Raw genomic sequence first — 13,677 nt, forward strand, 5'->3', positions numbered from 1 at the left:
TTTTGTTGTTTCTTTCTCTCATGTTACAGAGCAAGACCACACTGATAGTCATTAGGACGAAGAAATGATTTGGTTACGTCCGTTCTCTTTGGCCATGTAAAGTCGCTCATCCGCCACTTTTATTTGTTGTTCCAGCTCCCCCTCGATGTTGCTTACACCAATACTCGCGGTCACAAGAATGTTTTTGTCCAAATAAGTTATTGGCGTTTTTTCTATGCGCTGTCTCATTTGTTCTAAGCGTGTTAGAAAGCCGTCATAGTCGCCACTGGCTTGAATACAAAACTCCTCGCCACCAAGCCTAGCGACAATATCATTTGGAAAATAGATTTTTAGAATATTCGCTATCATGACTAACACTGCATCGCCGCCCTCATGTCCGTGTGTATCATTTACTTGCTTAAAGAAATCGATATCAAGCATCGCGATGTTTCTTTGAGCGTTTTCTACATGGGGTTGCTCAAACAGAAAGCGGCGGTTCCATAAGCCCGTTAGCGCATCTTGATTTGCCATTTTAAACAGTTCAGATGTTGCGTCTTTGATATCTAACAGTTGGTGAATACGGCAAAAAAATTCTTCTTGATTAAATGGCTTGTATAAAAAGTCATTGGCCCCTGCTTTTAGAAACCTAGCCGTCATGGTCTTAGAGTTACTACCCGACAAGCCGAGAATGGCTAATTGATTTTTATCCCACTTCCGACGTAATTCACGCACCATAGTAATGCCATCTTTAACGGGCATATCATGGTCGGTTAAAACGAGAGTGATATCTGGATTTTGCTCGACAAGCTCTAGGGCTTTTTGCCCATTGTCAGCTTCCAACGTCTGAATATATTGATGCTCCAAAAGTTGGGCAATGTGTCTTCTTACGGTGTGTGAATCATCAACGACTAAACATTTGTGTTGTTGATTGTTGGTTAGTCGCTTGAGGAGTGGTAATAGATAGGAAACGGACGCCATGCTGTCTTTCAAAATATAGTCGAGGACACCTTTTGCAAGCATCTTTTCGCGAGTGTCTTCTTGAAATCGAGCCGTTAAAACAATGACACGATGACCATGTTCCAAAACGAGGTCAATAATCTCGCCATCTTGAGCATCCGGTAAACAATAGTCTAAAACCGCACAGAAGAGGTCCTGTGCTGAAGATAACAAGTTCTTTGCCTCCGCGTAGCTTTCCGCTGCGATGACCTCATAACCAGCTTGGCTTATTGTTTGGCAAAGAAAGTTTTTAAATGCACGACTATCTTCAACAACCAGAATCTTATTACTCAAGCGCAGTCCCCAAAATTAATTGTTTAAAATCAATGATAACTAAAATTAAACTTATCGCCATCAAAAAACACATGTCAACCAAAAGTAGAACAACTACTCAAATGTTTGACACGCATCCGTTAACATCACATCATTATTCCTGTCTTAGTTATATAATTATGTTTAGCTAACGTAGGGAGAAAGTAGTATGGAAATGCATCAACATGGTATGGCTGAGCTATTTCAACAACTGGGCCTCGGTAGCTCTCCTCAAGAAATGAAAGATTTTATTAATCAACATCGACACAAAAGAGATTCTGCGCCTTTACATGAAGCTAGCTTTTGGACGATGTCACAGGCGAACTTTCTAAAACAAGCCATCGAAGAAGATGCAGATTGGGCCGAATTAGTCGATCAATTGGACGTAATGCTTCGAGATTGACGTTCGCTTAAACACGCCCATTTCTCTTGAGGTAGATTTGATTTATACTGTTTTTTTGAACAGTGCTTTGATGGCTATGTCAGATCGAATTAGAAAAATTATTCATGTCGATATGGATTGTTTTTATGCTGCCGTAGAGATGAGAGATAACCCCAGTTACCGTGGCATTGCACTCGCTGTTGGCGGACATGAAAAGCAGCGTGGAGTGATTAGCACCTGTAATTATGATGCGCGTAAATATGGTGTTCGCAGTGCAATGTCAACGGCGCGCGCGCTGCAACTCTGTCCTCATTTGTTGGTTGTGCCCGGTAGAATGCATGTATATAAGCAAGTCTCTCAGCAGATTCGTGCTATTTTTGAGCGTTATACGCCTATCATTGAACCTCTCTCATTGGATGAAGCATACCTCGATGTCACGGACTCGACAGCTTGCCGTGGCTCCGCTACGTTGATCGCAGAGTCAATTCGCCGCGATATCTGGAGTGAACTTGGGTTGACGGCATCGGCGGGCATTGCTCCGATAAAGTTTCTTGCCAAGGTCGCGTCAGACATGAACAAGCCCAACGGTCAGTTTGTGATTCCGCCAGAGAAAGTCCAAGAGGTTATCGATAGTCTTCCGCTAGAGAACATTCCTGGTGTGGGGAAGGTGAGTCTTGAGAAGCTCCACCAAGCCGGTTTTTATCGATGTGAGGACATTAAAAACAGTGACTATCGAGAGTTGTTGAGGCAGTTTGGTCGTCAGGGTGCCTCCTTATGGCAGCGAAGCCATGGAATTGATAATCGAGAAGTCGTTGTTGAGCGCGAGAGAAAGTCCGTTGGTGTGGAAAGGACATTCAGCCAGAACATCGCAACCTATGATGAATGTTGGCAAGTGATTGAGGAGAAACTTTATCCTGAACTCGAGAAACGTTTAGAGCGTGCAAGCCCAGATAAGTCGATTATTAAACAAGGTATTAAAGTCAAATTTGCCGACTTTCAACTGACAACAATTGAGCACATCCATCCGCAATTAGAGCTTGAGGACTTCAAGATCTTGCTAAGAGATATTCTTAAACGCCAAAATGGACGGGAAATTCGCCTTTTAGGCTTGAACGTGATGCTCAAGCCCGAAGACCAAGCGCGTCAATTGAGCTTTTTTTAGGCCCTTACCGTTTCTACCTGCGTTAATACCTGCTCAAAACTTACATTTGCCATTGCACCATAACCTGCTAGCTTTGAGGCTTTTAGCTGGCTAATCAAAGGAGTGCTGATTCCGCACAAGAAGCGAGCAACGGCATCATTACTGATGGCCGATGGGGAAAGCTGAATAAACTCCCGCGCCCATATCGATACTTGAGATTGTTCAATATCTTCAGGTTCTGGTGCTGTGAATGTGGCGACGTGACCACGACACACGGAGCAGTGACCACATTGCTTTGGTGCATCGTGATCCGCAAAGTAGTTCGCCAATTGTGAGCTCAAACAGTGCTCGGACTGGAACAAGTGCAGCATGGTGTGGATTCTTTCGATATCTTTGCTTTCTTTGGATTGGAACAGTTCATACAGTTGTTGGATTAAAACATCCGAGCTCTGTTTGGTTGGCATAACTGAGTACACGTCCGTCAGTTGTTTGCTCTCTAGTTCTATCCAGCCGTTCTGGTGAAAATAGTCGAGCGCTGCGACAACTCGGCTGCGTTCCGATTGATAGTTCATCCATAGCGCTTCTAGATCAACTTGGCACCACACTTTGGCTTTTTGTGAGCAGGAAAAAATAGCCTCCACAAATTGACGTCGCTCGCCTTGAAATTGATTCACAATAAATTGCTGATCGTGCAAAAACTTAAAACGATATTCCGCAAAGTAACTGTACTTTGCTTCAATGACGTTATGTAGCTCCAAATAAACCAACAAGGTTTTGAGTGGCAATTGGCGGATATTACTTTCACGCGACAAACGCAGTGGCACTACCTCCCATTGTGGAGCATGTTCTTTCGCTTGCTCGACTACATAGTTAATTGACGTAAATTCTGGTGTGTCGCCATAGACAAAGTTCTCCAACACCGTTAAGCCGGACGTATTGCCTAGCAGAATGCACTCAGAGCGTTGCCCGTCCCTGCCTGCACGTCCAATCTCTTGTGCGTAGTTCTCGATTGATTTGGGTAAGTCGAAGTGAATGACGCGGCGAATATCAGATTTATCGACCCCCATACCAAATGCAATCGTTGCAACAATACAGTCAATTTGGCCATCCATGAACTGCTGTTGGATTTGTTCACGAACGTCGCTTTTCATGCCAGCGTGGTATGCGTGAGCGTTAATGCCAATATGGATTAATGACTTTGCTACTCGTTCTGCTGTTTGCTGCTGCGTCACGTATACGATGGTCGGAAGCTTAGGTGAAGAGGCGATGATCTCACTGAGCTGTTCTTGTTTCTTTGTTTCCTCACACGGGATCACCGAGATATCCAGATTAGAGCGGTAGAAGCCTGTAACGGTAATATGTTCACTGGCAATATCGAACTTTTTTTGCATGTCTTCAATAACTGCAGGCGTTGCCGTTGCGGTGAGAAGTAAAGACTGTGGGATGTTCAGTTCACGTTGATATTGCGGTAGTTTGAGATAATCTGGACGAAAGTTATGCCCCCATTCGGAAATACAGTGCGCTTCATCAATGACCATCAAAGAAATCGGTACTTGGCGAATGAATTCACGAAAACGCTCATTTTTTAGCCGCTCAACAGAAATCATCAAGATTTTGATTTGTCCATTCTTCACGCCAGCCATGACCTGTTGTGCTTCTTCTCTACTTTGACTGCTATCGATAGAAGCGGCAGCGATTCCTTTACTTTGTAAAAAGCTCAGTTGATCCTTCATTAACGCCAACAACGGAGAGATCACCAACGTAAGGTTGGGTAATATGGTTGCAGGTAGTTGATAACAGAGTGACTTCCCCGAGCCTGTAGGAAAGATTGCCGCAGCAGAGTAACCATTCATAACGGCTTCAATAACGGGTTGCTGACCTTGGCGTAATGAGTCAAAACCAAATACAGATTGAAGTGTTTGATGCAGCGAGTCACTTTGCATAATAGGGAAACCTTTCTTTGATGGTAAACTTGGCTACATTAACACACCCCGAATACTAAACGCGCGTCCTAAAAGTATGAACAAAGCTGACTTAGTCCAAATTATCATCCAACATCTGGAAGAAAAACTTCAAGTTGCCCATGCATCGGCTCAGCGAGCGATCGATGCCGCGACAGATGAAGAAACTGTTCCCGAGCACAAGTACGATACATTGGCACTTGAAGCCGCGTATCTTGCTCATGGACAAGCCATGCGAATCCAAGATAGTGAAGAGGAATTGCGTCAATATCGTTCTTTAGTGACTCGCGACTTTAAGAATGCGCCTGTTGGTGTTGGCGCTTACGTTGTTCTCGCAGATGAGAATTTGCTTGAAAAGCACTTCTTTGTAGGCCCTTGCTCTGGTGGTTTGACTGTTCAATATCAGGCTCAGGAAGTCTTTGTCTTAACAGCTAAATCTCCTCTGGGTCGAGCGTTGTTCGGAAAAGAAGAAGGTGATGAGGTTGACGTGAAAATAGGAGATAAAACAACTTGTTACGAAGTCGTGACGGTTTGCTGACATCTCATGTATCACTCAGTGTTATGTTTAACACGAGTAATGTTAAATAAAAGAGAATGACATGAAAAAGCTTTTTACACTCTCATTGCTGATGGTCAGTGCTACTGGTTATGCAGCGCAGTGTCGTGTGGACATCAATAATGAAGTCCGTATGGATGGGCAAAGCTTGGAAATTCGCCAAACGACAGGTGATAAAGCTGTCGTGGATGAAGATAACAATCTATTCATCAAAGGTGAGTTAATTGAACTCAATGCCGACCAAAAAGCGGCAATTGAAGACTATCGCGAAAAAATGAACGCGTATATTCCACAAGCAAAGCAGTTGGCGAGTGATGGTTTAGCGCTTGCAAATGACATCATCGATGATGTCGCAGAAAGCCTAGACGCACCTGGCGCGTTTGATAACGTCAAAGTCGCAGTACAGGACTTTTTCGCTGATGTTGAATCACGTTACTACAAAGATGGCGATTTCATTCTACCAGCGGAAAGTTTTGAGTCCATGACACAAGGGTGGACTGAAGACTTTGCAAAAGCACAAGAGATCTTCAATAAAGAGTTTTTAGCGAGTTCGTTGGATGCTTTATCGAAAAAAATGAAGGAAGAGGGGGGAATAAACCTCACTGCATTATCGGAGAGTATGGCTGAACTCAGCGCGAAAGTAGAAGAGCGTTTAGCTGAGCATTCGAAAGAGGTAGAGCAACAAGCAGAAGACTTGTGTGACTCGTTGGATGACATGGCAGGGCAAGAAGACGATTTGTTGAAGAAAATCCCTGAGCTAAAAGATTACCGAGTATTTACGATTTAATTACTCATTAAAAAGTAAAAACTCGATGAGATAAAGAAAGAGAGCACTATTGTGCTCTCTTTGCGTTTTACTCGCTTGTTCTTTGGTTGCTTATTGCGCGTTCATCTTGGTGAGCTTATCGCCGACAGGTTTTGAGAAGTTAAAACCATCATGCTGATCCCAGTTGATAGACCATGTCATTACTCCTGCATAATTCGGGTAATTGAACGCTGGCTTAACGGTGCCACATGAAGTGCCTTTGGTTAAACAATCTAGTGCGCTGATAATATTCTGTGTCGGAGCCTGCCCTGAATTTGCCGAGCTAGGACCTGAAGGTAAGCCGATTGCGACTTGATCATCACGTAGTGGTGCAAACTGAGTGCCGTCGGCCAATTCAAAGCCTTCGATAAGCATTTTAGATTGCGCTACCATCATATCCACAGAGCCTTCTGGTGCACTGCTTGGCAAGTATGGGTTTGGCAAACCACCGTTGTTATATAACTGGACGTGAAGCAAGTCGAGCGTGCTGCGTGTCTCGTTAATCACAGGGATGTACGCCCCCCAAATACCGCTGTAAGCCACATAACCACCTTGAACATAAGGGTGCTCAGGCGCCATGGTTAGGTACATATCGCCACCCATGTTTTGCTCTATTTGAAGCAAAGCACGACCAAGGCGAGCTTGAATTTGCGAGCCATGAACTAAGTTAGAACCACTCTCTAAATCCACATCTAGACCATCAAAGCCCCACTCAGCGATAAGACCTGTTAGGCTAGAGACAAAGTTGGCTTCATCTTGGTCGGTATTCAGCGTAATCGTGCCTTCTGCGCCGCCAAGAGAGAGAACAAACTTCTTACCTTTAGCTTGAAGCGCTGCCATGTCCTGCTTGAATTGTGTTGGATCGAGTGCTGGACAATCGCTGTAAATATCGCCTGAATATAGATTAAAGTGCACGGTGCCATCACTGTTGCGATCATTTTCAGCAAAGGCAATATCAATCACATCCCAAGCATCTGCCATATCTGCTAGACGAATTGGACAGCCCGCTCCATTTACAAAATTGTGCCAGTAACCGATGAGTTTATGGCGTTTATCTACTTGCTCAACCACTGTTATTGCTGCGGCGTCAGACAATGCATTGCTTCCTGACAAATCCACAGCTTGGGCGCTAACTGTAAAGTTACCAATTGCAGTTGGTGTCCAGTTGGCTGTGTAAGGTGCGGTGGTATCGGTTGCAACAATAGAGCCGTTGATCATGAAATCAACGTGTTTAATGCCTGAAGTTAAAGACGTTGCATCGGCGCTTAATGCGAGGCTTTTGCCTAATCCGGTGGTCTGACCGCTGCTTGGTGAAGTCAGAGAGACGACCAAATCTTTATCGCTGACTTCCACACCAACCAGGGACTCTGACGTGTTGTTATCATTATCGGTTGCGACGGCTTTAAGCTGGTTAGCGCCAATAAGTGTGGCGTTCCAAGTAACGGAATATGGCGCTTGAGTGGTGACCCCTAAGCTGGTGTTGTTCGCAAAAAACTCAACTTGCGTGACTGTGCCATCAGCATCGCTTGCGTTTGCCGTGATTTCGTTATTGCTGCCAGCGAGCACGACTTGTCCATCCGTTGGTGCCGTAATGGTAACTTGCGGTGGTGTCGAACAAGCACCTAGGCCACTCCAAGCATCTTGCCAGTATAGCCCTTCACCAGGCTCGTAAGCCCATGTCGCATCCGAGGAGCACCAACCAGCAACATCACAACGATATTTTTGGTTGAAGTGAGAAACCAGGTCGCCAGCTTGATAACTTGTGCCTGCCACATAAGGTACTGCATCTGCACATCCGCCCGTTCCGGTTTCTGAATTACTAATAACCAGCGCTACTTCTTGGCTCATCGTTGCGAGGTTTGTATCATCAGTCGCTTGTGCTTTGAACGAGTATGTACCTGGACTAGCGGTCCATTGATATTCGTAAGGTGCGCTAGTATCAATGGCGACAGATTGATTGTTTACGAAGAACTCAACTTGTGTGACCACACCATCAATATCGTCAGCTTGAGCGGCTACGGTTAGGTTATCGCCTACATTAAGCACTTCTGTGCCTACTGGGCTTGTCAATGAAATGCTTGGTGGCGGTAATTCGACTTGTGGTTGAACTTGGATAGAAATCGTCGTGGTGCTAACAGCTCCCTCATTATCTGTCGCAATTGCGGTCAATTGCGAGATCCCTTCAATAGCTGTCCAAGAAGCTTCGAATGGTGCTTGAGTTACCACAGCAACGGTTTGGTTGCCTGCAACAAACTCAATTTGTGTGATTTGGCCATCTTCGTCAGCTGCGTTGGCTAACAAAGTGATCGCACTGCCTTCGGGAATTTGTGCGTTGTTTATTGGAGAGGAGAACGACACCGTTGGTGATAAATTGTTGCTTCCACCATCACATTGCCCTAACGCTTTCCATGCTTCCCAAGATCCTGAGTTGGTCACGGGATCATTGCCTTGCGTCCAATATGCAGCCTCATAAGCGGCTCCTTGCGTTTTTACTAAAGCGCCCGATGTATAAGTCGCAGTGCTGTCCCAGTCGGGTAGACTTTGACAGTTATAGGCTTGAGCTTGGTAGCTGGCGCTGAGTGCTACAACCATCGCTCCGTGAAGTAGGGTGACCTTCATTTTCCTCTCCTTGAATCATGGGTATAAATGAGAACAGAGTAATAACTAGCTGATAAATAGACATTAGTGGGAAAAAGCGAAGCACAATATTCTGCTTTTCGACACAGTATCACGAGGAACAGTTCGTCCCTTACACCAGAGCTCATTATTTTTCGGCTCACTTCACGGCAGAAGGATTGGTAAAATTCAGCCACGTAAAACGAACAACAGTCGCGAGGCTTTTGAGCGATGAATATGAGATGTACGTTAAAATTTACAAGCTGAATGACTACAAATTGTTTCAACTGTCGAGGATTTAACCGAGGTGCTCTTGTTGAATAGTGAATATTGCTATAGTGTACTAGTTAGCTAGTTCAATGATTTTTTTGTGTGAGTAGTATGACACAGCAAACCTCTTCTCAGCCTCGCGAGCATTTTGGCTCTCGTCTCGGGTTCATCTTAGCTGCCGCAGGTGCCGCAGTTGGCCTTGGCAATATTTGGGGCTTCCCAACTCAAGCAGCCAGTAATGGTGGCGGTGCTTTCCTGTTAGTTTATTTGGTGATGATTCTTATCGTCGCATTTCCGATGCTGGTGGTTGAAATGGCGATTGGTCGCCATGGTCAAGCCAACCCTGTAGACAGTATGCGTGCAATCACAGATAACCCTACCGGTAAAAAACTCGGCGGCATTGTGGGTTGGATTGGTTTAAGCGTACCAAGCGCTGTCTTAGCGTTTTATTCAATTGTTGGTGGTTGGTTGATCTGCTTTTTACTGGGTGCAATCACAGATCTAATGGGGTTAGAAGCTGCAACTCAATGGCTAAAGGGCTTTAGTGTTGAACGTAACTTGTTCGGAACCATTACTTTTTATGTACTGACGATTCTCATCGTACAAGGTGGCGTAAAACAAGGTATTGAGAAGTGGTCCACACGTTTGATGCCAGCATTGTTTGTTCTGTTTGCTCTGCTATTTGCTTACATCATGACGCAAAACGGTGCGATGGAAGGTCTGAAACATTACCTAGTGCCGGATTTTGAAAAGGTATGGGACCGCAAGTTGATTCTTGCCGCAATGGGACAGGGCTTCTTCTCGCTTACGATCGGTGGCTGCTCAATGTTGATTTACGGATCTTACTTGAGTAAGAAAGAAAACCTACCAAAGATGGCGATGAACGTGACCATGGTAGATACTGCCGTTGCTTTCATTGCAGGGTTAGTGGTGATGCCAGCGATGTTTGTAGCAATGCAAAAGGGCGTTCAAATCTATGCAGAAGATGGCTCTCTCTTAAGCTCAGATACGTTAGTGTTTACGGTATTGCCACTAATGTTTGATAGTTTAGGTTTGCTTGGTCAATTATTCTCTATTGTGTTCTTCTTATTGCTGACGATTGCGGCGCTAACGTCTTCCATTTCAATGTTAGAGTGTCCAGTGGCTTTAGTGAGTGAGCGCTTCAATACTAAGCGCAGCGCAACGAGCTGGGTTTTAGGTGGTCTCATTGCTTTGTTCAGTGTGGTGATTGTTTATAATTTTGGTGCTCTATTTGGTATGGTCGCGACGGTTGCTACTCAGTATCTACAACCAACCGCTGCGCTCTTATTCTGCTTATTTGGTGGTTGGGTATGGAATCGCAACTCAAAAATCAAAGAGCTTGAGCAAGGTTGCCCGGAGTTTACGCAAGGTTGGTTTGGTAAGTTATGGCCTGCGTATGTGAAGTTTGTATGTCCAATTCTTGTGGCGACAGTCATCTGGGCTTCATTTGGCTAACCGAGACGCCTATCGAATAAAAGAAAAGGGCTTGATGGTAACTCATCAAGCCCTTTTTCATATTGGTTATTCTCGTTTCGGTTATCCGCCAAGAATGGTGTTGATTAACGGAATTGTCCTGCTTCTGGAAGAAAGTCAAAACCAGCAGAAGCCAGTTTTGTCTCCAGTGCTGTGCGTTCGATATCGAAGAAAGCCACCAGTTTATCTAAGTCACCACCGAAGTCGTCGCGTAGCTTCATATTCACAATGCTCATCAGCATGACAGGATCCATGGATTCAAAGTTCGCTAGATTCATTACTTATCCTCAAAATCTGAAATCAGTAGGTTTGCCGCAGCAAATGCCGCTTTTTCACGCACTTCTTTAGGCAGGGACTCATCCGCTGCAACATCGTTCAGTGCTTTAACTGCACATGAAATTGCTTGGGGAATATAAGCTTGATCGCCACTACCAATCTGAGCATAAAGCTCACGAACCAGTTCACAACAGCCGTATACTTGCATGTTTTCTTTCCACTAAATGATAACTTATCTCAATATACACACAGCGGATTTGAAACTCAAAGTACAGAGTTGTTTTGGCTCAAGTTGAAGGTTTGCTTGAGCGAGATTTAATCACTGCATTTGTGCTTCTAACTGCTGAGTGACTTCTGGCGAAAGTTGAAGTTGTTTTGCTAGTTCTTGCAGATACGCTTTTTCCATAAAGTTTTGTTCATCAGCGACGATCAAAGACGCCAGGTAAATTTCTGACGCTTGTTGAGGAGAGGTCGCCTGATTAGCAATTTCAGCAGGATCAAGCGGTTTGTTTAACTCTTGCTGAACGAGGTGACGAACGTGCTCATCTGCGCCCATATCCGCGAGAGCTTGTTCAATGCGAGCCATTTCCTCTTCATCAACGTGACCATCAGCTTTTGCAGCTCCAATCATTGCTTTTAAAATTAAGACACTGTGTTTACTGTCATCGGGGTCAAAGGTTTCTTGAACACCTTGACCGGATTGCTTGGCTTGCCAGTCGTTATACACTTTGTAGGCCAAGGCTCCAAGCGCAGCTGCGCCACCGACTTTTAATGCGCTTGACCCTATTTTTTTAGTCATTTTTTTACTTTTCTTTGAGCCCATCAGCATACCGATGAGGCCTCCGCCTACAGCACCTGCTCCTAGCGTTTTTAGGCTACTTGAATTTGATGAGGATTTGATGTTGTTGGTTTGTTTGCCCAATGCATCTGCACCTTGCTTAAGTAAGTCTGATTTGAGTGCTTGGTTTAGAAGACTTTTTAAATCCATAACTGACCTCCTTTAGATGATGAAATCAGTTTAATAGCAAGAAGCTGAACCAAAGATTAACAAAGTGAATAGTTCGAAAAAGGTCGAGGGAGGGCGTTGAGCTGTAATAAAAAAGGGCTGACCGAAGCCAACCCTTTTTAACTATTTGAAACTACTTCAAATGCGAACTCGTCGAGTGCTTACTTTAGTTGAGCTTTTACGTGCTCAACAATGTCAGTCATTGCGACTGCTGTTTTCTCACCAGTAGCACGGTTCTTGTATTCGAAGTTGCCTTCTTTCATTGAGCGGTCACCGATAATAATGGTATGCGGTACACCAATAAGCTCCATGTCAGAGAACATTACGCCTGGGCGTTCTTTTCGGTCGTCAAATAGCACTTCGATGCCCATTGCCGTTAGCTCAGCGTACAATTTCTCAGCGGCTTCTTTCACTTCTTCTGACTTGTGCATGTTCATTGGAACGATCGCTACCTGGAATGGTGCGATTGCATCTGGCCAGATGATGCCGTATTTGTCGTGGTTTTGTTCAATAGCAGCCGCTACTACGCGAGTGATACCGATACCGTAACAACCCATTTCTAGGATGACGTTCTTACCATCAGGACCCAGTACACCACAGTTCATCGCTGCGGAGTAAGCGTTACCTAGTTGGAAGATATGGCCAACTTCGATACCACGCTTAAGCTGGATAATGCCCTTGCCACATGGGCTTGGGTCACCTTCCACAACGTTACGTAGGTCTTCAACTTGGCCAAGCTCTACATCACGACCCCAGTTAATACCGAAGTAGTGTTTGCCATCGATGTTCGCGCCCGCACCGAAGTCGCTCATTACCGCAACGCTGCGGTCAACAATGAACGGCAGTTTAAGGCCAACAGGGCCTAGTGAACCAGGGCCTGCACCGATAAGCGCACGAATTTCTTCTTCAGATGCCATTTCCAGTGGAGCTGCAACCTGAGGAAGGTTTTCTGCTTTCACTTCGTTCAGTTCATGATCACCACGAATAATAAGCGCGATGATTGGCGCATCAACTTCGTCAGATGCTTTCACAAACAGTGTTTTCACTGTTTTTTCAATTGGTAGTTCGAACTGCTCAACCAATTCAGCGATTGTTTTCGCGTTTGGCGTATCAACCAACGTCATTTCTTGTGTTGGTGCCGCAGCCTCAGAGGCTGGAGCTAGTGCTTCTGCTTTTTCAATGTTTGCCGCGTAATCTGACTCGCTAGAAAATGCGATGATATCTTCGCCGCTTTCAGCCAGTACGTGGAACTCTTGAGAGCCGCTACCACCGATAGCACCGCTATCTGCAAGTACAGGACGGTAATCCAGACCCATGCGATCGAATGCTTTACAGTAAGCATCATGCATTGCGTCGTATGACTTTTGTAGTCCGTCTTTATCAATGTCAAAGCTGTACGCATCCATCATTGAGAATTCACGTGAACGCATTACACCGAAGCGTGGACGACGTTCGTCACGGAATTTGGTTTGGATTTGGTACAGGTTTAGCGGAAGCTGTTTGTAAGAGCTCACTTCATTGCGAACAAGGCTAGTGATCACTTCTTCAGCGGTTGGGCTAAGTACAAACGGACGAACATGACGGTCAGTAAAGCGAAGTAGCTCAGGACCCATCTTTTCGCTGCGGCCTGTCTCTTCCCATAGTTCAAACGGCTGAACAACGGGCATCAAAGTTTCGACTGCGCCTGCATTGTCGATTTCTTGACGAACGATGTTTTCGACTTTACGCAGTACACGTAGACCAGTAGGTAGCCAGGTGTATAAACCTGAAGCCAGCTTACGGATCATACCTGCACGTAGCATGAGCTGGTGGCTCACTACTTCTGCGTCGTTTGGAGTCTCCTTCAGAGTAGAAAGAAGATAATTACTGGTACGCATTAAATT

12 protein-coding genes are annotated in these 13,677 nt (G+C 45.0%); 5 read left to right on the forward strand and 7 right to left on the reverse strand.

Annotated elements, in window-relative coordinates:
• Window positions 1-51 precede the first annotated feature (51 nt).
• Entirely contained in the window at window positions 52-1,269 is a 1,218-nt protein-coding gene (locus R7070_RS12120; RefSeq protein ID WP_005380276.1) for a response regulator, read from the reverse strand.
• 187 nt (window positions 1,270-1,456) lie between these two features.
• Here R7070_RS12120 and R7070_RS12125 point away from each other — a divergent pair, with 187 nt between their 5' ends.
• Both R7070_RS12125 and dinB read left to right on the forward strand, forming a co-directional pair.
• Window positions 1,457-1,690, forward strand: a complete 234-nt coding sequence (locus R7070_RS12125) for a DUF2789 domain-containing protein (RefSeq protein WP_005380277.1) — start codon at window positions 1,457-1,459, stop codon at window positions 1,688-1,690.
• A gap of 76 nt (window positions 1,691-1,766) precedes the next feature.
• On the forward strand, window positions 1,767-2,831 hold the full coding sequence (gene dinB / locus R7070_RS12130) for a DNA polymerase IV (protein WP_025768236.1): 1,065 nt from the start codon (window positions 1,767-1,769) through the stop codon (window positions 2,829-2,831).
• On the opposite strand, the gene R7070_RS12135 is transcribed toward dinB, so the two are convergent.
• Window positions 2,828-4,753, reverse strand: a complete 1,926-nt coding sequence (locus R7070_RS12135; protein ID WP_256900255.1) for an ATP-dependent DNA helicase RecQ — start codon at window positions 4,751-4,753, stop codon at window positions 2,828-2,830. The two genes, dinB and R7070_RS12135, sit on opposite strands and share 4 nt — an antisense overlap.
• Window positions 4,754-4,829: 76 nt before the next feature.
• On the opposite strand from R7070_RS12135, the gene R7070_RS12140 reads away from it, so the two are divergent.
• Both R7070_RS12140 and R7070_RS12145 read left to right on the forward strand, forming a co-directional pair.
• A complete protein-coding gene (locus R7070_RS12140) occupies window positions 4,830-5,309 on the forward strand; it encodes a GreA/GreB family elongation factor (RefSeq protein WP_053349827.1) in 480 nt (159 codons plus the stop codon).
• Window positions 5,310-5,370: 61 nt separating this feature from the next.
• The gene (locus R7070_RS12145) at window positions 5,371-6,114 is read left to right on the forward strand and encodes a YggN family protein (RefSeq protein ID WP_005385316.1); all 744 of its coding nucleotides are present in this window, start codon (window positions 5,371-5,373) and stop codon (window positions 6,112-6,114) included.
• Window positions 6,115-6,204: 90 nt separating this feature from the next.
• Here the strand turns inward: R7070_RS12145 and R7070_RS12150 are convergent, their stop codons facing one another.
• Complete coding sequence (locus tag R7070_RS12150) at window positions 6,205-8,751, reverse strand: Ig-like domain-containing protein (protein WP_213874854.1); 2,547 nt, start codon at window positions 8,749-8,751, stop codon at window positions 6,205-6,207.
• Between the two features lie 378 nt (window positions 8,752-9,129).
• On the opposite strand from R7070_RS12150, the gene R7070_RS12155 reads away from it, so the two are divergent.
• Entirely contained in the window at window positions 9,130-10,494 is a 1,365-nt protein-coding gene (locus tag R7070_RS12155; protein ID WP_033905531.1) for a sodium-dependent transporter, read from the forward strand.
• A 104-nt stretch (window positions 10,495-10,598) separates the two neighbouring features.
• Here the strand turns inward: R7070_RS12155 and R7070_RS12160 are convergent, their stop codons facing one another.
• From R7070_RS12160 to R7070_RS12175, 4 genes are all read right to left on the reverse strand, one after another.
• A complete protein-coding gene (locus R7070_RS12160) occupies window positions 10,599-10,790 on the reverse strand; it encodes a DUF4250 domain-containing protein (protein WP_005380289.1) in 192 nt (63 codons plus the stop codon).
• Window positions 10,790-10,996: a YaeP family protein gene (locus tag R7070_RS12165; RefSeq protein WP_005391765.1), complete on the reverse strand. Its 207-nt coding sequence runs from the start codon at window positions 10,994-10,996 to the stop codon at window positions 10,790-10,792. The genes R7070_RS12160 and R7070_RS12165 overlap by 1 nt, the downstream gene beginning before the upstream one ends.
• A gap of 111 nt (window positions 10,997-11,107) precedes the next feature.
• Entirely contained in the window at window positions 11,108-11,776 is a 669-nt protein-coding gene (locus tag R7070_RS12170; protein WP_005380291.1) for a tellurite resistance TerB family protein, read from the reverse strand.
• Window positions 11,777-11,955: 179 nt separating this feature from the next.
• Window positions 11,956-13,671 carry a proline--tRNA ligase gene (locus tag R7070_RS12175; protein ID WP_005380292.1) on the reverse strand — a complete coding sequence of 572 codons (1,716 nt, stop codon included), beginning with the start codon at window positions 13,669-13,671 and terminating at the stop codon, window positions 11,956-11,958.
• Window positions 13,672-13,677: the final 6 nt, after the last annotated feature.

The organism is Vibrio sp. 1557, from assembly GCF_033340175.1.
Taxonomy (GTDB): domain Bacteria; phylum Pseudomonadota; class Gammaproteobacteria; order Enterobacterales; family Vibrionaceae; genus Vibrio; species Vibrio alginolyticus.